The sequence below is a fragment of the Saccharothrix syringae genome (assembly GCF_009498035.1).
Lineage (GTDB): Bacteria > Actinomycetota > Actinomycetes > Mycobacteriales > Pseudonocardiaceae > Actinosynnema > Actinosynnema syringae.
Genome location: NZ_CP034550.1, coordinates 6,365,663 through 6,389,769 on the forward strand (window position 1 = coordinate 6,365,663; position 24,107 = coordinate 6,389,769).

20 protein-coding genes are annotated in these 24,107 nt (G+C 69.1%); 12 read left to right on the forward strand and 8 right to left on the reverse strand.

Annotation, left to right across the window (positions count from 1 at the left end; genetic code table 11):
* Positions 1 to 112 precede the first annotated feature (112 nt).
* From EKG83_RS27145 to EKG83_RS27155, 3 genes are all read left to right on the forward strand, one after another.
* Complete coding sequence (locus tag EKG83_RS27145) at positions 113 to 1,633, forward strand: hypothetical protein (protein ID WP_033435554.1); 1,521 nt, start codon at positions 113 to 115, stop codon at positions 1,631 to 1,633.
* Positions 1,634 to 1,997: 364 nt separating this feature from the next.
* Positions 1,998 to 2,492: a winged helix-turn-helix domain-containing protein gene (locus EKG83_RS27150; RefSeq protein ID WP_153278463.1), complete on the forward strand. Its 495-nt coding sequence runs from the start codon at positions 1,998 to 2,000 to the stop codon at positions 2,490 to 2,492.
* Positions 2,493 to 2,509: 17 nt separating this feature from the next.
* Positions 2,510 to 3,067 (forward strand): transposase, encoded by a 558-nt coding sequence (locus EKG83_RS27155; RefSeq protein ID WP_228122223.1) that lies wholly within the window; start codon positions 2,510 to 2,512, stop codon positions 3,065 to 3,067.
* 89 nt (positions 3,068 to 3,156) lie between these two features.
* Here EKG83_RS27155 and EKG83_RS27160 read toward each other — a convergent pair whose 3' ends face one another.
* Both EKG83_RS27160 and EKG83_RS27165 read right to left on the reverse strand, forming a co-directional pair.
* Positions 3,157 to 4,179, reverse strand: coding sequence for a tyrosine-type recombinase/integrase (locus EKG83_RS27160; RefSeq protein ID WP_033435557.1), 1,023 nt, complete (start codon positions 4,177 to 4,179; stop codon positions 3,157 to 3,159).
* Positions 4,172 to 4,588: a hypothetical protein gene (locus EKG83_RS27165; protein ID WP_033435558.1), complete on the reverse strand. Its 417-nt coding sequence runs from the start codon at positions 4,586 to 4,588 to the stop codon at positions 4,172 to 4,174. The genes EKG83_RS27160 and EKG83_RS27165 overlap by 8 nt, the downstream gene beginning before the upstream one ends.
* Before the next feature lie 910 nt (positions 4,589 to 5,498).
* Here EKG83_RS27165 and EKG83_RS27170 point away from each other — a divergent pair.
* The 3 genes from EKG83_RS27170 (at position 5,499) to EKG83_RS27180 (ending at position 7,937) form a co-directional block, all read left to right on the forward strand.
* A complete protein-coding gene (locus tag EKG83_RS27170) occupies positions 5,499 to 5,801 on the forward strand; it encodes a transposase (protein WP_170191977.1) in 303 nt (100 codons plus the stop codon).
* 55 nt (positions 5,802 to 5,856) lie between these two features.
* Positions 5,857 to 6,687 carry an IS3 family transposase gene (locus tag EKG83_RS27175; protein ID WP_153278465.1) on the forward strand — a complete coding sequence of 277 codons (831 nt, stop codon included), beginning with the start codon at positions 5,857 to 5,859 and terminating at the stop codon, positions 6,685 to 6,687.
* A gap of 140 nt (positions 6,688 to 6,827) precedes the next feature.
* Positions 6,828 to 7,937 carry a hypothetical protein gene (locus EKG83_RS27180; protein WP_153278466.1) on the forward strand — a complete coding sequence of 370 codons (1,110 nt, stop codon included), beginning with the start codon at positions 6,828 to 6,830 and terminating at the stop codon, positions 7,935 to 7,937.
* Positions 7,938 to 8,078: 141 nt separating this feature from the next.
* Here EKG83_RS27180 and EKG83_RS27185 read toward each other — a convergent pair whose 3' ends face one another.
* Positions 8,079 to 8,666: a transposase gene (locus tag EKG83_RS27185; protein ID WP_407690790.1), complete on the reverse strand. Its 588-nt coding sequence runs from the start codon at positions 8,664 to 8,666 to the stop codon at positions 8,079 to 8,081.
* A 212-nt stretch (positions 8,667 to 8,878) separates the two neighbouring features.
* Positions 8,879 to 9,610 (reverse strand): TIGR02391 family protein, encoded by a 732-nt coding sequence (locus EKG83_RS27190; protein ID WP_033435561.1) that lies wholly within the window; start codon positions 9,608 to 9,610, stop codon positions 8,879 to 8,881.
* A gap of 675 nt (positions 9,611 to 10,285) precedes the next feature.
* Between EKG83_RS27190 and EKG83_RS27195 the strand changes: the two genes are divergently transcribed.
* From EKG83_RS27195 to EKG83_RS27220, 5 genes are all read left to right on the forward strand, one after another.
* Positions 10,286 to 11,088 (forward strand): IS5 family transposase gene (locus EKG83_RS27195; RefSeq protein WP_407690730.1). Its coding sequence is split into 2 segments (ribosomal slippage): positions 10,286 to 10,631 and positions 10,631 to 11,088, totalling 804 coding nucleotides; the frame shifts between segments, so codons are not numbered across the junction.
* A gap of 116 nt (positions 11,089 to 11,204) precedes the next feature.
* A complete protein-coding gene (locus EKG83_RS27200) occupies positions 11,205 to 12,479 on the forward strand; it encodes a CHAT domain-containing protein (protein WP_153278469.1) in 1,275 nt (424 codons plus the stop codon).
* 8 nt (positions 12,480 to 12,487) lie between these two features.
* Positions 12,488 to 12,808 carry a hypothetical protein gene (locus tag EKG83_RS27205; RefSeq protein ID WP_033435564.1) on the forward strand — a complete coding sequence of 107 codons (321 nt, stop codon included), beginning with the start codon at positions 12,488 to 12,490 and terminating at the stop codon, positions 12,806 to 12,808.
* A gap of 44 nt (positions 12,809 to 12,852) precedes the next feature.
* Complete coding sequence (locus EKG83_RS27210) at positions 12,853 to 13,431, forward strand: hypothetical protein (RefSeq protein WP_084717158.1); 579 nt, start codon at positions 12,853 to 12,855, stop codon at positions 13,429 to 13,431.
* Between the two features lie 1,581 nt (positions 13,432 to 15,012).
* Positions 15,013 to 15,594, forward strand: coding sequence for a hypothetical protein (locus EKG83_RS27220; RefSeq protein ID WP_033435567.1), 582 nt, complete (start codon positions 15,013 to 15,015; stop codon positions 15,592 to 15,594).
* A gap of 197 nt (positions 15,595 to 15,791) precedes the next feature.
* On the opposite strand, the gene EKG83_RS27225 is transcribed toward EKG83_RS27220, so the two are convergent.
* Positions 15,792 to 17,735 carry a helix-turn-helix transcriptional regulator gene (locus EKG83_RS27225; protein WP_157591572.1) on the reverse strand — a complete coding sequence of 648 codons (1,944 nt, stop codon included), beginning with the start codon at positions 17,733 to 17,735 and terminating at the stop codon, positions 15,792 to 15,794.
* A 483-nt stretch (positions 17,736 to 18,218) separates the two neighbouring features.
* Here EKG83_RS27225 and EKG83_RS49795 point away from each other — a divergent pair, with 483 nt between their 5' ends.
* Positions 18,219 to 18,467, forward strand: a complete 249-nt coding sequence (locus EKG83_RS49795) for a helix-turn-helix domain-containing protein (RefSeq protein ID WP_084717159.1) — start codon at positions 18,219 to 18,221, stop codon at positions 18,465 to 18,467.
* Between the two features lie 121 nt (positions 18,468 to 18,588).
* On the opposite strand, the gene EKG83_RS27235 is transcribed toward EKG83_RS49795, so the two are convergent.
* The 3 genes from EKG83_RS27235 to EKG83_RS27245 form a co-directional block, all read right to left on the reverse strand.
* On the reverse strand, positions 18,589 to 19,773 hold the full coding sequence (locus EKG83_RS27235) for an AbiJ-related protein (RefSeq protein WP_407690731.1): 1,185 nt from the start codon (positions 19,771 to 19,773) through the stop codon (positions 18,589 to 18,591).
* A gap of 568 nt (positions 19,774 to 20,341) precedes the next feature.
* Positions 20,342 to 22,048: a UvrD-helicase domain-containing protein gene (locus EKG83_RS27240; protein WP_228122224.1), complete on the reverse strand. Its 1,707-nt coding sequence runs from the start codon at positions 22,046 to 22,048 to the stop codon at positions 20,342 to 20,344.
* Positions 22,045 to 23,973 (reverse strand): ATP-dependent nuclease, encoded by a 1,929-nt coding sequence (locus tag EKG83_RS27245; RefSeq protein WP_322746603.1) that lies wholly within the window; start codon positions 23,971 to 23,973, stop codon positions 22,045 to 22,047. Before EKG83_RS27245 ends, EKG83_RS27240 begins: the two co-directional genes overlap by 4 nt.
* Positions 23,974 to 24,107: the final 134 nt, after the last annotated feature.

Below are 24,107 nucleotides of genomic sequence, written 5' to 3' on the forward strand. Positions count from 1 at the left end.
GACCTGCGGCCCGCGGCGTACGCTCGCTACCGCGACATCGACGCCTTGCGGCCTGCACGACCCCGCGGCGGCCGAGCAGGCGTCCGGGGAGGGCAGCAAGGGCGACGAGCTGATGCCTTCCGACGATGGCCTCGACACCTGCGCCCTCAGGCTCCACAAGAGCGAGTTCGACTCCAGCTGGACGTTGTACCTGCGGGTGGCGCAGGAGTACGACACCGTGTTGCGCCGCGAAGCGGCATCCGAGCAGATCGGCGGCCTCGACGTCTACGTCAAGGAGCAAGGCCCTCCACTGTCCTCCTGCGAAGTGGCCCGTCCTCTGGATGACGCCTACGCGATCGTTCTCGACGTCAACCCCGACGACCGCGACGCCCCGGTGCGGCCGGTCTGCGACATGGCCCGCGACTACGTCACCCAGCTCGCCCCACTGTGGCGCGACCCGCCGCGACACGGCCCCGGCCGCGCCGAACCCGCGCTGCCGCTGGCCACCCGCGATCCGTGTCAGGCCGCCGCCGCGGTGGTCGAGGACTTCGGCGAAGGGGCAGAGGTCGATCGCCCGCACCGTCGCCGACAAGATCACCTCGGCTGCGCCGTGACCGAACCACCCGCCCACATCCACACGCTGTCCGGGGACGTCACCGTCGACACGATCGACGTCCCCATCGACACAGCCGACACACCGGGAAACACCACGGGGCCCCTGCCGCGGTCAGCCGCCACGCCAGGGCGGATGACTGCCGTCGCCCGCCACCCGATCGTTCGGCTGACTGGCGCCGTCGTCGCCTTGTCGGTCCCGGTCGTGCTGCTGCGCCACCAGGACCTCCCCTCCTCGTCGTCGACCGAGCACACCGTGGTCACCGCGACGGCGACGGCACTGGTCGACACGGCCCCCACCACCTCCACACCTGCCACGAGCACCGCCGCACCGGACCCGGCCACGATCCCTCCACAGCCGCTCAACCCGGATGAACTCGATCGGCTGCCGCTTGCCGTGGTCGGCCAGGACCTCCCGCACTCCCCCGCCGATCCCAACCCCGCCGGCGACCCCGGCACCGACGTACTGCACCCGACCGCCGACACCGCGGTGTACGACGCACCCGGTGGGCAGCCCTTCGCGCGCCTACCGGTCCGGCAGGTGTTCACCCGGACCTGGGTGCCGATCATCGAACGCCATCCCGGCTGGGTGCGTGTGCTACTGCCCACCCGCCCACTCGACGGTGGCATCGCCCCCACCGGCTGGATCCACCTCAACGACACGCTGCGCCTATCCCGGACCGGCCACCGAATCGACATCGACCACGCCTCGGGCAGCGTGACAGTGTCCGCCCAGCTCGGCCGCATCGCGATCGGCGGCACACCACCGACCGCCCACACACCCGCGGGGAGTCAAGCACGCACGTTCGTCGCGGTCACGGCCCGCACCACGGGAACCGGCTGGCTCGCCCGTATCTGGCTTCCCTTGGTCATCACCGGCGACCGCATCTGCACCAGCCTGCTCGGCGCCACCAGCGTGCCCGGCCTGCCGCCGAACTCACCGCTGGGCCAGCTCGACAGCCAGCACTGCATCACCACCCCCGGGGAGCTACGCCACGCCCTGGCCGAGGTCCCTGCGGGCACGATCGTCCTGCAACGCTGACACGCCCTCACAGGCACCGCGGCACTCAGCGGGCGCGCACGACCTCCGCCCGAGCCCGCCATGCCCGACCTTGGGTGGCCCGCACCGCTGGTGCGGGCCACCCAAGCGACGAGCTGCACCGGCACAATTTTCCAAGACGACGGCAAACACCCCGAAACCAACCGCCGGGATGACAGGCCACAGCACCGCAGCCCACACTGCGAGCAGAACATCGGTGACAGCGACAAGCGTGAAGACAACGGTCAACGTCTGCAACCGCGCCGATACGCCGTACGGCAGGAGGTCCTCGTCGTCCATGCATCGGCTACTGATCTTTGCGTTTCGGGGTGATGGTGGGTCTTGCCTGCGGGTGTATGCCGGTGGCATGCGCTATCCCGATGGTGGTGGTCTGACCGCGAAGCAGCGGGCCCGGCGTGAGCAGGTCCGGTTCGAGGCCGCCGAGCTGTTCGCCCAGGACATCGGCCCGCCGCAGGTCGCGAGGCTGTTACGGGTCTCGCGCAAGTCCGCCTATGCCTGGCACGCCCGCTGGCGGGCCGGCGGGGTGGAGGCGCTGTGCTCGAAAGGGCTGTGCGGGCGGCGGTCGCGGATGCGGCCGCAGTGGCGGGACTGGCCGGCCGCCGAGCTGGACAAGGGCCCGGCGGCGCACGGCTGGGACGAGGAGCGGGGCTGGACCCTGGCCCGGGTCGCGCTGGTGATCGCCCGACGCTTCCACGTCCGGTTCAGCCCCGCCCAGACCTGGCGCATCCTGCGACAGATGGGCTTCACCCCGCAGCTTCCCGCGCACCGGTCGGCCGAACGCGACGAGCACCGGGTGGCCACCTGGACACGCACGACCTGGCCTGAAGTGGGAAAAGAGTGAAAGCCCGGGACGCGTGGTTGTGTTTCGCCGACGAGTCCGGGCAGCTGCTGCGGCCACCGCGGGCGCGCACCTGGGCCCGGCGTGGCCGGACGCCGGTGTTGCGGGTGCGCACCGCGGGCAAGGCGCGCCTGTCCCTGGCCGGTCCGGTCTGCCGCAAACCCGGCCACCGCATCCGCCTGATCTACCGGATGATGGTCCACCGCGGCCGCACGGGCGAGAAGAAGGGCTTCCGCGAAGCGGACTTCGCCGCCCTGCTCGACGCCGCCCACCGGCAACTCGGCGGGAACATCGTGCTGGTGTGGGACAGCCACGTGCACCACGTCGACGCGGCCATGCGCGCACTGATCGACAAGCGGACCTGGTTGACGGTGTTCCGGTTACCGTCCTACGCCCCCGAGTTGAACCCGGCCGAGGGCGTGTGGGCGCACCTCAAACGCAGCCTGGCCAACCTCGCCCCGTTCACCATCGACGGCCTGGCCGCAGCGGTCCGCACCCGTCTCAAACGCCTGCAATACCGGCCCGACCTGCTCAACGGGTTCATCGCACAAACCGGACTCATCACCACCCCACCATGACCTCACCCCGAAACGAAAAGATCAGTCTCTCCCGCTATAACGCACGTCGCGACGACCTACCCGGCCTTGGGTGAAGTCCCTCTCCTGGGCTACGCGTCTGTCCCGTCAGCGAGCGGATGCGGTTCACCCGTCAATGCCGACAGCGCCTCGGCCACCTCGTTGACCGACGCGCGTACGTACGTGGCGGTCACCCCGTACCTGTTCGTCGAGGCCGTCGCGTGGCCCGCGTACGCCCGCGCCACCGCATAGCCGAAGCTGCGCTCCACCCAGGTCAACGTGGTGTGCCGCAACCAGTGCATGGTGATGCCCTGCGTCCGAACCGACTCGATGTGCTCGCCGAGACGCGACCACAGGTGGTCGTACCGCCGGTCGGTCAACGGCTGTCCATCCACGTAGCGAAACACGGCGCTCCCCGGATCACGGGCACCGCGTGTGTACGCGTGCCGCTGCAAGTGCGACATCAACGTCGGCGACACCGGTTGCCAACGATGGACGTTGCCCTTCTCCCGCAACTGCACAAGACACTGCACCGGATCAAGATCCCGAAGCCGCAGCGCCAACGCACCGCCACGCCGCGCCGCTGTCTCAATGTGGAACCGCAGCAGCAACGCATCAAGTTTGGGATCGTTTCCGGTCAACGACGCGACCTCCACGATCTCCTCGACGAGACCGGCGTCCAAGGCCCGACGGTTCGACTTCACGCGCTTGGGCTTTCTCACGTGCTCGGTGGGCACCCTCCATGGGTCGATGAGCCGGTTGCCGACCGCATGCCGGTACAGGCACCGCAACGCCTCGAACGCATGCTCGGCGGCGCTGTGCCCTCCTCGACCGGAACGCCGCTGAACCACCGTGGCCTTCGCGTGTTCGATCAGCCAATTGACGTCGGTGGGCTCGATTTCGTCGATCCTGCGGTCCGCCCACACCGCCAACATCTTGTTCCAGTAGGTCGAATAAAGTTTGCGCGTCCCCTCCGGCACCGCACCGGCAACCCTGGGAATAAATGCCGCGAAGGTGGGAAGCGGTGACCGGACACCGTCTCGCCCGATAAGCTGTTCCGGCGACACACCCAATTTTCCGAGAAGCATCAACGCCATTGCGACGTCGTCACCCACGGCTCGACCCGCCCGCCTGGATGCCGAGCGTGCGCTTGAGTTGTCCTTCGTGGAACTCGCGTACCATCTCTTCGACATTGACAGGCGGGTGCACGATGAGCATGTTGTGCTCCGGTATGCCCACCAGAAATGCCAGGCTTCCGTTCGACAAGTCGCAATAGTGTAGCAGGCTTGCGGGCAGTCGGATCCGAAATTGACTGTCGATTGCCAGACGACCGTCCGGCACCGGCTTCAGAACCACATAGTTCGCCCCGACCGAACTGCCCAGACCCGTATCGGCGGACCAGTCCAACGATCTGAGCACATGGCGCCCCGCGATGCGCCCGCGATCGTCGACCAGGCATGCACCGAAGCTGATCGCAGCACTGTTGATGCGTGAATATAGGTCACCCAGGTCGACCTTGCGCATCTGGCGGCGCTGTCGCCCAGGCAGTACCGTCGGGTAGTTGAGTGCGTCGACAACGGCATCATCGATACCGGAGAAACCGGTACCAGGCGAGATGAGAGACCGAGTCGCAGTCCTTGGGTCGCCGCCCACGATGCCCCCCGAAGAAAGATCGACGCCAGGTGCGCCGCCGAGGGTAGCCCGACCAGATTGCGGCTCGCCAAGTTTTCACCTGCCGAAAACCGGCCCCCATGCGGCACACCCCCTCGGTTTCACGGCCGATCGACGGTGTATCGCGCACAATTTTTCACTGACCGGAAGATCAAGCCCAAACCCGAACCTGACCATGCGACATAAATCACACTGCCATAAGGTTCCGGTCAGATCGGAGATTTCATCAGGCGAGAAAGGTGAAACTGCCGACAGCGGTGGTCGCGCGACCACCCACCCTCCCGATCGGCATTGATTATCGCAGACGCACACTGTTTCCTGTCGAGTCGCGAACCAATCAGGTCGGGCGCGCCAGGGCGAGCGCTCGTGAGCACAGTCCGATATCCGGCATTGTGATCGACCGGAGTCCTTCTGCAGATGGAATTCGGGTCGAACCGATGGCTCGATGGCGGTGTGGGTCTGCGGCACCACCAACGTCACGAAGTCCAGGGCGCAGGAACGCGGTCACGACAGCTCAAAGGACGCGATCGAGCCCCGTCGAATGCCATGCCACACATGCGCAGCCACTCAGACCGCTCTTCCTGCCCGGTGACACGGAGAAGCCCGATCAACCTGTCCGGGCTGTGCCGGCGCAGGCGTGCACTTCGTCCCACAGCGACTCCCGTTCGCCGTGCTCGACCGGCAAACTGAGCTTGACCCGTTTTGACGGACATCTGAGATCAGGGGACGCGTGTCCCCGGAGGGATGTCCCATCATGGAGCCCATGGGCAGGAAGAAGCGGCGGCCCCGGCGGTCGTTCACCCCGGAGTTCAAGGCCGAGATCGTGGAGCTGTGCTCGCGGGGTGACCGCTCGGTGGGTCAGGTCGCGAAGGACTTCGACCTGACCGAGACCGCAGTGCGGCAGTGGGTCGTGCAGGCCGAACGCGACGCCGGCACCCGGAGCGACGGGTTGACCACCGACGAGCGGGAGGAGCTCGCGAGGCTGCGGCGGGAGAACCGCCGTCTGACCGAGGACGTGGAGATCCTCAAGCGCGCCACGGCTTTCTTCGCCAAGGAGATCCGGTGAACGTCTATCCGTTCATCGAGGCGGAGCGAGCGGGCGGCGGCAACGTCCATCGGGCGTGCACGCTGCTGAAGGTCTCCCGGTCCGCCTACTACGCCCACCGCACCGCCGCGCCCACCGCCCGCGCACGACAGGACGCCGACCTGGCCGCTCGGGTCGTCGCGATCCACGACGAGTCCAAGGGCACCTACAGCGCGCCCAGGGTGCACGCGAGTTGCGGACCCAGGGGCACCGGCATTCCTGCAAACGCGTCGCCCGGCTCCTACGGCAGGCCGGACGTGCGGGACGTGCACCGAGGCGGTGGCGCACCACCACCGTCCCCGACCCCGCCGCGACCGTCCCGACGGACCTGATCCGACGTGATTTCTCCTGCGCCGCAAAGGATGTCGACACCCGGTGGTGCGGCGACATCACCTACGTCCACACCTGGGAAGGATGGCTCTACCTGGCCACCGTCATCGACATCGCCTCACGCCGCGTGGTCGGCTGGGCCACCGCCGACCACCTGCGCACCGACCTCGTCGCCCGGGCCCTGGACAACGCCGTCCGACAGCGGCGCCCCGAACCCGGAGTGATCTTCCACGCCGACAGGGGCTGCCAATACACCTCCGCCCGGCTCGCCACCCTCGCCGACGACCTGGGCGTCCGATTGTCGATCGGCTGCAAAGGCCAATGCTGGGACAACGCCGTCGCCGAATCGTTCTTCGCCACCATCAAAACCGAACTGCTCGACCGACAGCCCTGGCCCACCAGAACCATGGCCCACAAGGCGATCTTCGAATACATCGAGGGCTGGTTCAACACCCGCCGCCTGCACTCCAGCCTCGGCTACCTCAGCCCCGCCGCCTACGAAGCAACCCGACACCACCCGGCAGACCAGGTAGCCTGACCACACTCATCGACCCTGTCCGTCAAAACGGGTCAACCCCAAACCGCCAACGCCGCGGCTCCGGGCACCACTCGCATCACCTGATCGAGTTGACTCGATCAGGCCCACGACACACGCGCGGCACGGCATACTCCACGCCCGTGCCCGATGACGTGGTGGAGACCAAGGCCCTGCGCGAATTACGCGCCAACATGGAGTACGCACGCGGACTGGTCCGGGGCGGACAGCACCTCGAACGGCTGCGGGTCGGGGCGTTCGACGTCGCCGACCTGTACCGGTCCGCCTGGGTCCAGGCGGTCTCGGCGCTGGACCACTGGGTGCACAGCGAGTTGTACGACCGCGCGGTGGCGCTCGCGCTCCAGGTCTCCGAGCAGCGGCCCGCCCGGTTCCTGCGCATCGAGGTGCCGATGGGCCTGCTGGAGGACGTGCTGCACCACTCCGGCTCGCTGGAGGAGAGGTTCCGGGACCATCTGAAGGCCCGCTTCGGCTACACGTCGTACCAGAACCCGGAGAAGATCAAGGAAGCGTTCGCGCACGTCAGCGACGCGCAGCTGTGGGACGGCGTGGCCAGGCACCTCAGCCAGGACGGCGTGGCGTGGTCGCACCAGTCGGTGCGGGAACGGGTCAGCCTGATCATGAACCGGCGCAACCTCATCGCCCACGCCGCCGACCTCGACCCCGCGACCGGCAAGCGCACGCCGATCCAGGCCCACGAAGCCACCGAGACCATCGACTGGCTGGAGCGGGTGGCGGTCGCGATCTCGCACGTCATCGGCCCGCCGCCGGCCCTCCCCTCCCAGGCCAAGCACACGTGGACCAGGCAGGAGATCGACAACGCCGTCAAGGCGATCGCCGATCCCGACACCCGCGCCGCGGGCCTGCGCCTGCTCGCCCACGCTGACGAGCACGGCGCACAGCTCAAGGGAGGGAGCGGCGCCGCCCCCTCCGCAGGCGTCTACTACCCGGTCGGCGGCAAGCGGCGGTCGTTGGTGTCGCTGTACGTCTCGCCCGGGAACCCGGCGCTCACCGTCAACCTCAGGTCCATCTGGGACCAGGACGAGGCACTGGCCCTCGGCGTCCTCGCCGAGCTGCGCGACCACCCCGGCCTGGCCGCGCTCCTCCCGGCCGACGACGAGGAGCTGGTCCGCAAGTACCCGTCGTTCGACCTCGCGACGCTCGGCGCCACGCCGGACGCGCTCGGCACCCTGCTGCGCGCACTGGAGCTGGCGACACAAGGCCCTGTGACGTGACCTCCGGCGGCTGATCGGGCCGCGGAGCGCTTCGCGGTCGTCCCGAACCCGGGGGTCCACGCCGTTCGGCGCGGACCCACCCGGGCAGTGGGCCTGTCTGGAGTTGTGATCACGATGTGGGTCGGAGGCTGCGCATCCGGATCACGGCCCCGCGTAGGTGCAGGCCGGCGAGGTAGCTCTCCGGCTTCTTGTCGTAGCGGATGGCGAGCCCTCGCCATGCCTTGATCTCGTTGACGCACCGTTCGACCGTGTTATGTCCTGTGTAGAGCACGGTGTCGTGGAAATGGGGCCGTCCGCCCCGGCGGCCCTTCTTCCTCCGGTTGGCGACCTGTCGGCCTTCACCGGGATGACCCCCTTGATGCCACATCGACGCAGGTGGGCGCGACTGGCGCAACTGGAGTAGGCCTTGTCCCCGGCCACCGCGTCGGGCCGGGTGCGCGCACGGCCGACCGGCCCGCAGCCACTCATCCCGTCCAGAACCGGAACGAACCGGGGACTGTCCGCAGCCTGTCCCTCGGTCAGCACGAAGACCAACGGGCAGGAGCACGGGTCGCAGGCGAGGTGGACCTTGCCGGTCAGGCCGCCGCGCGAGCGTCCCAGCAGCGGTGCGGTCAAACGCGCCCGGCCTCGTCGCCGGACCCGTCGCCGACGTTCCCGCTCGAACCCGTCGGCCTGCGAACCCAGCGGACCGTGTCCGCGGACCTTGGCAAAATCAGCCTGAGGCAGCATCAACCAACCAGTTCAACGCGGTACCAGCGAAACCTGGCAAGAGTAAGCCCTATCACGACCCTCACAGCGCCCTACGCGACACCATGCGACAATGAGCAACAATGTGCTAACCGTCTGTAGCGCAACCCGATCAAAAGCGGGGTTCTCTCCTGCAGGCCACGAGCCCGAAGGTGCCGCACCGAGTGTGACGCCCTCACCTATCTTGACTCCGATCAGGTTCCAGTCCCCTCATTGCGGCGGGCCGCTCGCTGCAGTAGACGCAGCAGCAGGTCGGCGGTCTGCACTACCTCGGCCGCCTCGACCGCATCATCGAAGTGCACCGTGCGGTGGCTGGAAGGGTTCTTGAAAGCTCCGATCGCTCCGGCGAACAGCTCCATGATCGCCACCTGCTCACCCTTGTGGGCGTCAACGTCCGCTAGAGGTCCCGCGTCGGGCCTGAACGCCTGGCGCATCAAGTCCACACCGATGACGGAGTTCTCCAAACCTGCCAGCCGGCGCACCTCGACCTCGACTGTCTTCATCGCGGCGAAACACGCGGTCTCGTAGTCGCCCAGGTTGAAGATGGGGCGCACCCGCTCCTCCAGGATCGGATGCAGAGAGCCCGCCAGGCGGTCACCGGCCCACAACCGGGTCAGGGCAGCGGCATCAGCCTTGGCCTCGTGCCCGGCGCGAGTCAGCCGCTGCCACGCAGAAGTCGTGTTGCGGGCACTCGGCCCGATCAGCCCATGCGCCTCCAACCACGCCCAAGCATCCGAGAGCCAGCCCAGCAACTCGGTCACGTCCGGCTCCTGGTTGTGCTCGAACGCCTGCTCCGCACCCCGCAGGGTGTTGTTCGCGTTCACGTCGCCGGCGCCCAGGCTCGCCAGCAATCGCAGAGCAAGCTCGGGGGTGGCCAGCCGCCTGATCTCGTCAGCCGGCACAGGGCCGGACATACGCATCGTCATGCCCAACGCTAACCTCGCGCCCCGACGTGACCTGGTAGGCCGGGCCGTCTGTATCGCGTTGCGAACCTGACCACAGTGCGCCCGTGGTCAGGTCGGGGCGGCCGGGCCGGCCACTGCGAGCTGCCGAGTTCGGACCTCGCTCGTGTTGCCGGGGTCGGCAGCCTGCCCCAGGTCGGCGGGTCCGGGGTCGCGCACCACACCGATTCCGGCGACGCGCGGTCACCCAGGGCGGTGGAGTGCGGCCATCGAGCACGTCTTGGACGTAGTCGGGTAGCCGATGTCGCAGTCCGCAGAGGATGTGGGCCATGTAGGGCAGGCGGAAGTGGCCGCGGTCGGCGGGCAGGCGAGGGAAGACCGCGTCGTTGACCGGGGGCATCATCTCCGCCGCCGCAGCCGAGAACTTCCCCATGCGGGCGGCGTGGACGTGCTCGAGCATGGCCTTGGCGACTCGGCGTGCCCTGACCTGTGGACGCCACAGGAACTCGACGACGTCCCGGTCCGTCTTCGCGAGCGAGCGCATCCTCGTCTGAGGTCCCTCCGGATCCGCGATGTCCTCCAGTGGTTGTGCGTAGTGGAAGGCCTCGGCCGCGAGGGTGTCGCGGGCCTTAGTGATCAGTTCAAAATGAGCTGGCGTGTCGCCTTTACCTGTGGCGTCGGGCGTTCCAAGATCGCGGCGTGCGTGAGGAGGTCTTGACCGACGAGCTGTGGGCTCGACCGGAACCGCTGATCCCGGTGCGTCCGAGGCGCTTCCGTCACCCGGGTCGCAGGCGTGCCGACGACCGGGCGGCGTTGGAGGGCATCCTGTACGTGGTGCGTACCGGGATCGGGTGGAACCGGCTGCCCACCGCCCTGTTCGGTGCCTCGGGTGCGACGTGTTGGCGTCGGTTGGCCGAGTGGCACGAGGCCGGGGTGTGGCAGCAGCTGCACGAACGTCTGCTCGCCGAGCTGCGCGCTGCCGGGCTGTTGGACCTGTCCGCCATGCTGGTCGACTCCACCCACCTGCGCGCCCTCAAAGGGGGGACCACACGGGGCCGAGTCCGGTCGACCGGAGCAAGCCCGGCTCCAAGCACCACCTGATCACCGACGCCACCGGTGTCCCGCTCGCCGTCACCCTGACCGGCGGCAACCGCAACGACGTCACCCAGCTGATCCCGTTGATCGACGCCGTCCCGCCGATCCGGGGCGTGGTCGGCAAGCCCAGGCGGCGCCCGCGTCGGGTCTACGCCGACCGCGGTTACGACCACGACAAGTACCGCCGCCTGGTCCGCGCCCGCGGCATCACCCCGGTCATCGCCCGACGCGGCGTCGCACACGGTTCCGGCCTGGGCAAGGTCCGCTGGCCGGTGGAACGCACCTTCGCCTGGATCAAGGGCTTCCGTCGACTCCGAGTCCGGACCGAACGACGAGCCGATGTCCACCAGGCCATCCTCAGCCTGGCCTGCTCGATCATCTGCCTACGGAAACTCATTCTGAACTGATCACTAAGCTACCCCGGTAGCTCGGAGGTGCTCCGGCGCGGCGGGTAACGGTGGACGGCCCCACCGGGATACCGACCTTGAGACGAACCCGATCACCCGAGCGAATGGCGGCGGCAGTGGCTGTCGAAGTGCCCGACGAGTCCCGGCGGCTGGTCGACCGGCGGATGGCGCTGGCGCGCGAGTGGGACGAGCTGGTCGGCCGGGTCCGGGACATCCCCGGGTTCGCGGACTTCCTGCGCCCGCCCCGGCCGGCGGGCCTGCTGCCGGCCACGCGCGGCGGGCCGGTGGTGGCGGTCAACGTCAGCGTGACGCGGTGCGACGCGCTGGTGGTGCGCGCCGACGGGGTGTCCGATGTGCCGTTGCCCGACCTGACGGCGGCCGACGTCGAGCACCGGGTGCGGGGTTACCTCGCTGTGTCGGTCGGGGTGGAGGACGCGGCGCGGGCGTTGGCGTCGGCACGCCGCGAGGTCGAGCGGGGCGAGGGCGGCCGGGCCGCCGTGGTCCGCTACGACGCCGCCAAACGCGGGTACCTGGCGGCGCGCGAGGCGATGGAACTCGGCCTGCTGAAGGTCGCCGCCTGGCTGTGGGACGTCGTCGCCGGGCCGGTGCTGGCGGAACTGGGGTTCACCGAGGTCGCGGACGTTCCACCACGGCTGTGGTGGTGCCCGACCGGGCTGCTCAGCCTGCTGCCGCTGCACGCGGCGGGCCACCACGTCGAGGGCCGGGCGGTGCTGGACCGGGTCGTCTCGTCCTACACGCCGACGTTGCGCGCCCTGCTGGACGCGAATCGGCCCGTCGGCGACGTGGACCGGCGGATGCTGGTCGTGGCGCTGCCCGAACGCGAGGGCCAACCGCCGCTGCCCGCCGTGAACCGGGAACGCGACCTGCTCACCCGGCTGTTCGCCGACCGCACCCTGCTGGAGGGCGCGGACGCCACCTGGGACGCGGTGCGCGCCGCCCTGCCCGGCCATGGCTGGGTGCACTTCAGCTGCCATGGCGGCCAGGACCTGGCCCGGCCGTCCAGCGGCGGCCTGCTGCTGCACGACCGGGTGCTCACCGTCGGCGACATCGGCGCGGCCCGCTACCAGGGCGAGTTCGTGTTCCTGTCGGCGTGCAAGACCGCCATGGGCGGCTTCCGGCTCGCCGACGAGGCGATCACGTTGACCGCCGCCCTGCACTACACCGGCTACCGCCACGTCGTCGGCACCCTGTGGTCGGTGTACGACACCACAGCCGCCACCGTCGCCGAGTCCGTCTACACCGAACTGACCGCGAGCGGCCGGTTCGAGCCCGAGAGGTCCGCGCGCGCGTTGCACGACGCGGTGCGCGCGGTGCGCGCCGCAGGCGGGCCGCCGAGCGCGTGGATGCCGTTCACCCACACCGGCCCGTGAGGAGTCAGATGACCGAGCCGATCCCCTACGAGGAGATCACCGAGCAGTCCTACGCCGAGACCGCTGCGGCGTCGTTCACGGTGACCGAGGTGTCCTCGGCGATCCTGCTGCTGCGCGGCGCGTGCCCGAGGTGCGGCGCGGCGCTGGAGGTGCCGTTGGTCGGCGGCGTGTTCAACGGGATGCGCGGCGTGTCCCCGGAGGCGGCCGACACGGACGGGCACGTGGAGCCGATGGCGTGCACGTGCGAGCACGACCATCCGAACCGCCCGGAGGGCATGACGGGCTGTGGCGCGTACTGGAACCTCCGGATCGGCGTGGCCGCGGAATGACGCCCCGGCTTTCCGCTGGCCCGCCCGCGACCCGTTCCGACCTGATGCTGGCGCAGGAGCGGCACCGGCTGCTGCGCAGCGAGCTGACCAGGGTGCGGGGCGCCGCCACCGCGTGGCGCAACGCGCTGGCCGGGCTGCTGGTGGCGTTGATCGGGTTCGGCCTGGTCAAGGGCCGTTCCGACATCGGCCAACTGGACAAGGCGTGGGCGATCGCGGTCGGCGCGCTGCTGCTGGTGTCCTTGCTGGTCGGCGTGGCGGGCGCGTTGTCGCTGGTGCGCGCGGCCAACGGCAGCCCGTCCGTGGTGCCGATGAAAGACGTCGTTTCCCGGCTGGTGGACGACCACAAGGAGGCGCAGGCCGCCGCGAAAGCGCTGCGACGCGGCATCGGCGCGACCCTCGGCTGCGTGTTCCTGCTGGTCGCCGCCGTCGGCCTGACCTGGTACGGCCCGCCCGCCAAACCGCCGGTGCTCCAGGTGAACACGTCGTCGGCGGGCACCGTGTGCGGGCCGGTCGTGCGGGTCGACAAGGGCACGCTGGTGCTCAAGACCGAGGCAGGTGAGGTGGTGCTGGCGCTCGCCGAGGCGACGTCGGTGCAGCCGGTCGCCGCCTGCCCGGTGAAGTAGTGGACCTCCTCGCCGCCGTGCGCGCCCGCGTCACCGCCTACCAGGAGGCCGGCGACCGGTCGCTGCTCGACGACGCGGCGGAGGCCGAGGCCAAGGCGCTGTGGAACGAGCGGCTGGAACCCGGCGGCGCGCTGCCGCTGGAGGTCCTGCACGCCGTCGCGTGGCTGTACTGGTGCCGGTACCTGGCCGCCGAACGCGAAACCGACGTGCTGCTGGCGGTCGACCTGTTCCGCACCCTCGGCCAGGCGCGGCCGGACCTGGTGCCCGAGCCGGTCGCCCGGCACCTGGCCGGCGAACGCGACCCGGCGGAGGCGGTGCGGCGGGCAATCGGCCTGCTCTCCCGGCGCGACCAGGCCGACCGCACCCTGCTGGACCACGCGATCGGCCTGCTCACCGCGTCCGCCGACCGGCTCGCCGACCCGACGCAGCGGTCCGACGCCTACAACGCGCTCGGCGTCGGCCTGAACACCCGATTCGAGCGGTTCGGCAACCCGGCGGACCTGGACCGCGCGATCGACGCGGCCCGCGTCTCGGCACGCCTGGCGCTGGAGGTCGACCACCCGCACACCGCGTCCACGCTGTCCAACCTCGGGGTCCCGCTGCGGATGCGGTTCGCGCGGGCGGGCGACGTGGCGGACCTGGACGAAGCGGTCCGCCACGGCAGGGACGCGATCGAACGGGCGCGCGACCCGTCGGACGCCACCCAGTCCCGTTCGATGCTGGCGCTGAGCCTGCGGGCGCGCGGCGACCACGGGCGTTCGGAGCGGGACCTGACCGAGGCGGTCGAGCTGGTCCGGTCGGTGCTGGCCGGCACGGCGGTGGACGACCCGGCGCTGTCGCTGCGGGTGGCGAACCTGACGTCGCTGCTGGCTTCCCGGTTCGGTCTGACCCGCGATGTCGGCGACCTGGACCTGGCGGTGACGGTCGCCGAGGAGGTGGCGGCGGGCATGCCCGCAGAGAACCCGAACCTGCAGCTGGTCACCGAGGCGCTGGGCGTCGCGCACCTGACCAGGTTCGAGGCGGCGGGTGGCAGGGAGAACCTGGACGCGGCGGTCCGGGCGTCCCGCGAGGCCGTGGTGGGAACCGGGCGCGGCACCCCGGCCCGTGCGACGGCGCTGTCCCGGCTCGGGCGGGTGCTGGGGACTCGTTACCAGTTGCACGGCGAGCCGACGGACCTGGACGACGCGGTGGCGGCGTTGCGGGAAGCGGTGGAAGGCACACCGGGCGAAGCCCCCGACCGCCCGAACCACCTGTCCGACCTGGGTCTGGCGCTGCGACACCGGCACGCCCTGCGCGGCGCGGAACGCGACCTGCACGAGGCGATCCGTGCGGGCCGGGAGTCGGTGGAGCGGGAGTCCGGGCACCACTCCGCCCGCGCGGCGCACCTGTCGAACCTGGCGGGCTCACTCGGCGCGGCCTACGCGGCGTTCGGCGACGAAGCGCACGCCGACGAGGCGATCGACGCCATCCGCCGAGCGGTCGAAGCCACCCCGCCCGATCACCCGGACCTCGCGGGCAGGCTGCACAACCTGGATTTCTCGCTGTACCGGCGCGCGGCTGCGCCGCCGTTCGCCGCAGGACTTGGACGAGGCCGTCAGTGCGGGGGAACAGAGCATCGCCGCAGCCCGCCCGGACGCGTCCGAACTGCCCGAGCTGCGCTTGGGGCACGCGCTGACCCTGCGCGAACGCCACGAGCGCGACGGGTTGGCCGCCGACGCGGAGGCCGTGATCGACACCTGTCGGGACGTGGCGGCGACGGGCCGTACCCTGGGCAACCGCCTCGACGCCGGCGTGACGTGGGCCCGCACCGCCGGCGAGATCGGCAGGTGGGTGGACGCTGTGGAGGGCTACCGGCAGGCGATCGCGGAACTGCCGTCCGTGGCATGGATCGGCTTGCGCCGGGCGGACCGGGAGCGGATCGTCGTGGACCGGGGCCAGGGCTTGGCCCGCGAAGCGGCTGCGGCGGCCGTGTTGGCGGGCGACCCGGAGGCGGCGCTGGAAAGCCTGGAACACGGCCGGGCGATCCTCTGGTCGCAACTGGTGCACCCGGACGACGACCTCGCGCGCCTGACCGCCACCGACCCCGCCCTGGCCGCCGACGTCGACCGCCTGCGCGCCGAGATCGCTGTCTTCGACCAGGGCAACGACATACCGCTGGGGTAACCCCTCCGCCGCAATCACACCGGAGCCGCGATTCGCCGAGCCGGACACCGGCCCGCGCGACGAACGGAACCACCCGCCGAATCCGCCGCCTCTCGGCCGGCGGCGGCTCGGGCAGGAGGCGGGATCTGTGTCGCTCGGGCGAAGGCGGCCGGTGGCGGTGCGTTTCGGGCCGGTGCCGGACTGGTGCGCAGGGCTGGTCAGTCGAAGGCGGCTGCGACCTCGGCCAGGCGGGTGGCGAGTTCGGGGCTTGCCGCATGCAGGTCGTCGGTAGCGGTGTGGTGGGCGAGGTGTTGGGTCCAGAGGACGGAGCGGCCCTGTTCGAGGAGGCTCAGGGCATGGCTCGGGTCCCCTGCGTCGAGTGCGGCCGATGCCGCTTCACCCACCAGACCCGGGTGGGTCCCCAGCATCGTTTCGCGGTCCGCCCGGTCCAAGCCGCGCCACGCGAGACGGTCCAGCAGGGCGATCGCAGTGGCGTAGCAGATCAGCGCCTCCTCCCGGTCGTCCAGCCGGTCCCGTGCCCAGCGGGCGGCGCGGATCGCGGACAGCAGGCGAGTGCGGACCGGGGCCGCGGTGACCGAGATCGACTTCTGCCACGCCATCAGCGCCTTCACCCGGTCGGCCCGCCGACCGTTCCGCTCGGCGACCTGTTCCAGGGCGTTGGCCAGCACCTGCAGCCGCCAACCCAGCCACGGGTGGCCGGCCGGGGTCGCCCGCACCGACTCCACCGCCAGCGCCACGGCGGCACGGGGGTCCTCCGTGCGGCGAATGGTGGCGTGGGCGACGTTCGCGGCCACGGCCGCCCAGTGGTCGTTCGCGCGGTCGGTGGTGGCCAGCGCCTCCCGTTCCAGCTCGTGGGCGCGTTCCGGGTCGGAGCCGAGCACCCTCAGCGCCAGGCCGGTATTCATCGCCAACTGCGGTCGCGCGGGGTGGCCCGGCGGGGTCTCGTCCAGGGCCGCGAGGCCGCGTGAGCACGCCTCCTCCACGTCACCCCTGGTCAGCAGCAGCTCGACCAGGTTCGCGGTCAACGTGCGCCGCCACGGCGAGTCCGCGACGCTGCCCTCGACGGCCGCGCGGACCATCATGATCGCCTCGTCCAGGTCGGCGGGCCTGCCGAACGCCTCGTAACGCTCGCGCAGCGCCCCGGCGAGGGTGTTGCGGGCGGCGTCCAGGTCCTCGGCGGGGGTCGCGTCCAGTACCCGGCGGCCCAGGTCGATCGCCTCGTCCAGCAACGCGGGCGTGCCTCGGTTGCGGTACAGGTCCACCAGGGTCGAGGCGAGGCGGCCCGTGACGCGGGCGGCGGTGCGCTCGTCCACGTCACCGGCCAGGGAGGTGCGCAGCAGGCGCACCGCCTCGTCCAGGTCCGCGACGTCGCCGGTCAGGGCGTACCGGTCGGTGAGCGCGACGGCCAGGTTGCCCCGGTTGTGGACGTCGTCGGGTCCTTCCGACGCCGACGCGATCGCAGTGTGCAGGTCGGCAGGGTCGCGCAGCCGCCTGAACCGGGTATGCAGGGCGACCGCCAGCGAACCCTGCACCACCGCCCGCAACGGCCCTTCGGGCACCCAGGCCCGTTCCCGGCGCAGCATGTCCACGGCGAGGTGCGCGAGGTCCGGGTCGTCGCGGCGGACGGCCTCGGACGCCACCTCCATCGCCCGGTCCAACGTCCGCCGGATATCGCCGCGGTCCTCGGCCAGCAGCCGGCGTACCCGCGGCGGCGCGTGCTCGCCGAGCTTGTCCCAGAACAACAACGCGGTATTGAGGTCCGCGGTGTCCGCGTCGAGCGGCAGCAGCAGGTAGCGCCGCCAGTGCAGGACCGCCAGCGCCACCACGGCCTCCGGCGGCACGTCCTGCGTCCCGCCGCCGACGGCGGCCCACAGATCGTGCCCGAGCCCCTGGACCTCGTCGCCCAGGGCCGCCTCGTCGTCGCCGGCGAGTTCCACGATCCGCTCGACCAACCGCCGCACATCGTCCACCCGCCGATCCAAGCACGCCGGCGGGTCAGACGACGGCTTCCAGCCCGTTCCCGCCGTACCGGCCGGGGTGCGGCCGAACTCCCGCCGGAACGCCATGATGAACCCGTTGGCGCTGGCGAAGCCCACCCGGGACGCCACCACCGACACGGCAGCCCGCAGGACAGCAGCCACGCCGCCACGCGCATCCGGGCGGTGTCGTGCCGGCGGGCGAAGCTCAGCCCGGTCTCGGTACGGAACGCTCGGCGGATCGTCGCCTCGCTCACGAACAGCTCCACCGCCCAGTCGCCGAACATCCGGATTTGAGGCGAGTCGTTGGCCGGGAGGCCGTCGTGTCACGCGGCGCGGACGGTGTGCTGTCGGTGTGACTGACGGCATAGGGAAGGAGCTGCCCGGCGATCTGGATGCGCTCACGGTTGGGCCGGTCGCGGGGCGGGTGGACCAGCAAGCTGCACCTGGCCTGCGACCAGTGCCGTAGCCCGTTGTCGCTGCTGGTCACCGCCGGCCAGCGCGGCGACAGTCCACAGTTCACCCCGGTGATCGAGCAGATCCGGGTGCCGCACGTCGGTGGTGGTCGGCGCGGACCAGGCCCGACCGGGCCGCTGCGGACACGGCCCGCTGTGGTGGAGTTGATCCGGCTGGTCGTCGGGGGTCGTCATGACCGAGCCGGGCGTGGGTTTGTGGTTGCGTCGTCACGGGTTCACCCCGCAGCGCCCGGCCCGACGCGTCCACGAACGGCAACCCGCAGCAATGCGCCTGCTGACGCGGCTGCTGGCTCACCCCAGCCTCGTCTCCAGGCTAGGGCCAGCCTGCCGGTGCCGTTGGGATCCCACCTCCCGGTGCGATTCCAATGGTGCCTACGAACTCGGTTCGGCGGGCGACAGTCGCGCCATGCCGACACGATGACCACCCGCAGTGCCAGTGACGCCGGACCGCTCACTCACGCGACCGATCCACGGCGACAGGGCTGTGCGGCAGCCGGGTCCACTCGGCGAACGCGTCGTCATCTGCCTCCGCCTTGCCCAACCTAGGCAATCGCCAGGCCGGTCGTGCGGTACAGGTCGCGGAAGAACGTCTCGACGACGGTACCTGCCCGCTCCTCGTCGGCGAGTTCGGCGGCGCCGAACCGATAAACCTCGTAACCGCTGAGCTTGAGCTCGCGGTCCCCGCGCACGGTCCTGGCGTAGATGCCAGGGTCCGCTCGCCCGTCTTCGGCGGCGTAGTGGTGCTTGCCGTCGACCTCCAACACAATCCGCTGCCTCTGCGGCAGCAAGAGCAGGAAGTCCATGCGGAACCTCAACAGCGCGTCCTTCCCGCGCACCTCCGCAGTGTGCGGATCCCAGTGCAACCACACCTCGGGCACCAAAGCCGGAAGCTCCTGCACCCTGGAGCTGTGCACGCGGTAGTACTGCTGGAACAGGTAGCGCTGCGGGGGCGAGGTCGCCGGCAGACACGCCAGCAGTCGGTTGTACAGACTCCGCTTGGCCTCCTCGTCGCTGTCCAGACCGCGCGTCTCCCGCCACCACGTTTGGAGGTCCCGCCACCTCAAACCTTCACCTCCGATGGGACGGTCGTAGATCAGGACGCCGTCGGGATTGCCGACGATCTCGACGTCGTTGTCGACTGCATCGCGGAACCGCAGGTCAGGCTTCTTGCCGACCGAAGCGAAGATCAGGTTCTTCGGGCGGCCACGGTGAGAGCGAATCGCAACCAGGTTGAACACCGGATAGCCGTCGCGTTCGCCGGTCTCCCGAAGTTCGACCCCGGCCGTCCGCAGGTGCGGGTTGACCGCCTCGACGAAGGCCCGTTGCGCGGGCTCGTCGCAGCTGAGGTCACCGGAGGCCAGCCGCTCCAGGAAGGCCCCGAACCGGGCGTCGGGTGCGGTGAACGCACCGAGCTGCTCGAACAGCTGCTCGGTCGTCCAGTCCCCGGGGTTGCGGTAGACGTGCCGGTCGATACGCCCGCGCAGGCTCCGCTGACCGTCGCCGAAGACCGCGCCAAGCGGGTCGTCGTCGAGCACCCACAGCTCGTCCAGGACCCGCGTGAAGCGAACGGCGTCGTGAACAAGGTCGGGCAGGTGCAGGTCACGGGCCAACTCTCGCCGAACCCGCGCAGGGATGGGCGACCACGCGCTCAGCGCCCACAGAGCGTTCTCGACGTTGTTGCGCTGCTCGGCAGGCAGCGAACCGGCAGCCAACAGCCTCCGGGCCACACCCGCGAGAGCCGAGTCCGGCAGGGCCGCGAAGCTAGCCAAGGCCCGATGGTACTTCGTTCCCTCTTCCTCCGGCGGAGGCGTCGGCAGGCCGAGGGCCTCACAGGCAGTGGCCAACCGCGCGTGCGTGGCCGACTCGCTCAGGTGCCGCGGCAGAAAGTCGAGAGCATCACGCAGGGCTTCCAGGTTCGACGTGCCAGCCATCGCCCGATTCTGCCAAACACCGCCCGCGCCGCCCCGGCTCACCGACCAGGCGGCGATCACCCGGCGCGGGCACTGCTCGTGGCCGGGCAGGAGCAGTGCCCGTGAGTTTGGACCACCAGCGCGTTGATCCGGCCGGGGTTGGCCGAGAGCGCTTTGGCAGCAACTGCATGCGAGCTGACAGACAGGAGTGGCTGTGCGCGATGTCCAAGGTTATTGAAACGAAAGTGTGCGGTTGCCTTCCTCTCGACAGCGAACCCGCTGGTCGGCGGCTTGATGTACCGGAAAGCGAAAACTTTCGACGCAATATGAGCAGAGCGTGTACGAGTGTCCGGCGGCGTGCGCCCAGCGCTGAACCATTGGTTGCTCATCCATGCACTAGTGGCGCTGCATCCTTCGGGCGCACAAACATCACGCGGTGTCGAGCCCTGGTGATCGCGACTCGGATCACGCGTCTCTGACGGATAATCCTGCTCGCGGGCCACGAAGTATCGAGAAGTTTAGCGTTGTGCAACTCGTCGACGATCACGACGCCATCGAACTCTTTGCCCTTTGATTTGTGCAGGTTCATGAGCGTTACAGGATGGGGTTCGACGGCGGGCCCGGTCACGAGTTCTTCTGCCAGGATGCTTCGCACGACGTCGGCGGCTCCTGGGTATGCGCCTTCGCCGTTCCACGCGTCGCGTAGCCCCCACGCCAGGGAGTCCGAGGCATGCAGCAGTCGGAGCAGCCTTGCTTTACCGAAGATCTCCGCGAGTTGTGGTGAACCTTGGAGTCTGGCCCGTGCGAGCTGCCAGTCGGTGACAGGGTTCCCCGTCAGCTGGATCTCTTCGTCGTATGCCTGGATCATCGCCTTGGCGGTCTTACTCGCTGGCCTGCGGCCCGTGGTGAGCGCTTCGATAGCGCGGACGGTCGTGGCGATCGCCTGTCGTGCACTCTGTGTCTCTTTATCTGCGGTCTTGATCCGATAGAAGTCTGCGATGGCGTGTAGTGTCGCTGTGACGGCTTCGGTACGTGGAAGCGCTGGCCATTCGAGGATGCTCGCCACAACGTAGCCCGCCGCAGCGGCGAGCCCAGGATCCCACACGAGTTCGTGGTCGATCGCCGGAAGCGTCTTGCCAGCCAGGACGCGATCTGTGGATATCGCCTCCGAGATACGGGCGACGAACAAACCGGAGGTACCGAGCACTGCGATGGTAGGTCGATGTCCGAGCTGCGCTGTCAGCTTGTCGTGAAGGAAGTGGATCGCCCAATGTGCAACGTGCTCAGGCTTGTAGCCCGGACGGTACGAAAGGTAGTCGATCGCGTCCGGCACTTCGGCCGGCTGGTTGCGTAGCACTGCGTCGGCGTAGGCGAGAATTCCGTTTCCCTTGCTGCGGTGGTTGTCTACCCCCAGGCTGAACCGCGTCGGCGAGAGTACGTCGACGGCCTGTTGTAGGCGTGCGTCGTCGACCCCCTTGACGAATCCCTCGTAGATGCGCTGGTCCGGGTCGGCTAGGCAGATGATCGCGGATTGCTCCGCCAGGGCTTTGATGGCTCTCCATTGGTCGATGTTAGTGTCCTGGAACTCATCGACGATGATCAGGGGATACCGGTCGCTGTAGAGGTGACGCAAGGCCGTGCTTCGTTCAAACAGGGTGGCTGCTGTGGCGGCGAGTTGGTCGAATACATAGACGCCTTGCTGTGCAAGCACCAGCACTTCGACAGACCAGTCACCGTCGTGGTCGGCCTTGCGTCGTCGTTCCTCGTCGGGAGGCAGAAACGCCGAGGGCCGGCCGGTGAGCAGCGATCCGTGCGCCCGAACGAAGTCCAGGAAGAATGCGTGAAAGGTGCGAACCTCCAGATGATCCCGAACTGAGTAGGCGATGTGTTCGGTGACGCGGTCGGCGATTTGGCGAACGGCCGCACGGGAGAACGACAGGAAGAGCACGTGCTGCTCCGGCTGTAGAGCCTCCAGCACCTGGGCCGCTTTGAGTAGGGCGATGGTCGTCTTACCGCTTCCGGGACCACCCTCGATCAACAGGTGACCGTCGTTGTCGAGGATGCCACGACGAGTGGCGTCGATGTCCATCATGTCGCGCTGTCGCCCGCTTCCGGAGATCGGTCCATTGTGGACTCTCCCATGTCAGACTCGTCGCGGGCAGGCTCAGCAGCCTGGTCCGCCTCAGCGGAAGCAGTGGACAGAACGGTGTGGATGTCCATCAAGAACTTGACCGGTGTCGCGGGCAATTCGTCACGCCCGCACTCGGCGATGAGCAGCGGGCAGTACGACTCCGCACCTTTCTTGGCCTTGAGCACACGTCGTGCCAGGTCGACGGCCGCGTCATCGGCTGCTGGTTCGGCCAGGACTCCGCACTGTTGTGGATAATCGCTGCGGGTACGGACGTTGGTCAGGAACCGACGCAGGACGTCAGGAGAGACCTCGCTGACGAGAAGGTCCTCGATTCCGGCATGGTCTATGACGAGGTGGATGGCGAACGACTGGGCGCAGGCGGCCTGTTGAGGTGTCAGCGGAGCATTGGGGGTGTCATGTGTCCCGAAAACCGTCTTGCCCATCGCCGTGAAGATCGGCCCGTACAAGGGAACCCGGGAATCGCCCCCGGCGTCGAACAGGCACAGCCCTGCCACATCCGGGTGCTGGTAGTCGGTGTCGGGGTCGGCATCCAGAGCGTCCGCGACCGCCAGGTAGGTTGCCACCTCCGTGCCGCCTTCGACAACGAGCACCGCTCGCGCCAAGACAGCCTCCGCGAACTGGCGCCGCTGCTCCCGGTACTTCCTCGGCTTGACGTCATTACCGAGATCGATAGTGCTGCTTGTGAGTAGACCGTCAGCGCGCGTGAGTACAACGATCTTGTTCGGGTCGAACCTCTCGATGACGTAAGGCGAGTGGGACGTCACGATTGTCTGGCCCATCGTCGTGGTGACGAAGTCGACCAAACGTCGCTGAGTGTGCGGCGGCAACGCGATCTCGGGTTCCTCCATCGCAAAAATGACCGAGCCCGGTCCACGTAGGTCGGCGATGTAGGTCAGCAGTGCGAAGACCAGTACGTTGAGCGCACCGGTTGACAGTCGGTTGAACGGGACCGGATAGGTGCCTGGCTGGGTTGCGATGAACATGCGCAGCACTTCGCGCAGATGCTCGCGAGTCAAGTCGGAGGGGCGTACACCTATCGCGTCGCGCTCGTCGGGCACCGCGAGGAACTTCCTGACCCGACTGAGAAGCTGGTCCCTGATCTCGGTGAACCCCGTCGTGGTATCGGCCAGATCGATGTCACCGAGGGTGTCGAGCGCATTCGTCCACAGCGACCCCGCCTGGTCGGACTCCAATCTGACGATGGTGTCTATCAGGGAACCGCGGCCGAAGCTCAGAGCGCGGTTTCCGGTGCGGTTGGGCCGCAGGTACAGAAACCCGCAATACCTCTTGTCGTCTCTCCGGAACACCGCCAAACCGCCACCGAGTTCCCGTTCGTCGTAGGTGCCCTCGACCCGCTGCGGATGCGCGAAGAACGTGTTGCCCTCGAAGTCGTCCTCTGCTTCGTTGAACCGACCGATAAAGACCACGGGTAGACACCACTCGCCGTCGACGAGCTCGGCCACGTCGTCGGCGACCGGCGGCGCGAAGTCATCGTTCGCCGCAGACCAAGGCCGAAGGTTCGACCTGAACCGGCGCCGCGCTTCCTGGGAAAGTTCGGTCAGCACGACCTCGACACGCACCTCGGGAAACGGCTCTGCCCCCTCGGCCGCAGCGCCTGCCCGGTAGCGCGCCTGGTGGAAGTCGTACTCGTCGATCACAGGGCGGCGGTGCAGTCGCTCCATCCCCAGCACGAGATCGAGCGCTTCGCACACGGTCGATTTCCCGACAGCGTTGCCTCCCACGAGCAGACTGTGGGAGTCGAGTAGCACGGTTCCGGACGCAACGCCGCGGAAGTTCTGTATCGATACTCGTCGAACCTTCACCGCTCCACCCAACCCGCCTCGTGTGCCAATCGAGTCGCGCACCAGCGACCGAAGAGTCGTCGGTCCTTTATCGGCAGCAACGGAAGGACGTTTCCCCGAAGGAGGGACTTTACTCCGATCGGGTGAACCGCTTGCGTGGGTGACGTCCCCATGCAGTGTCGTGGCTGTTGTGATCG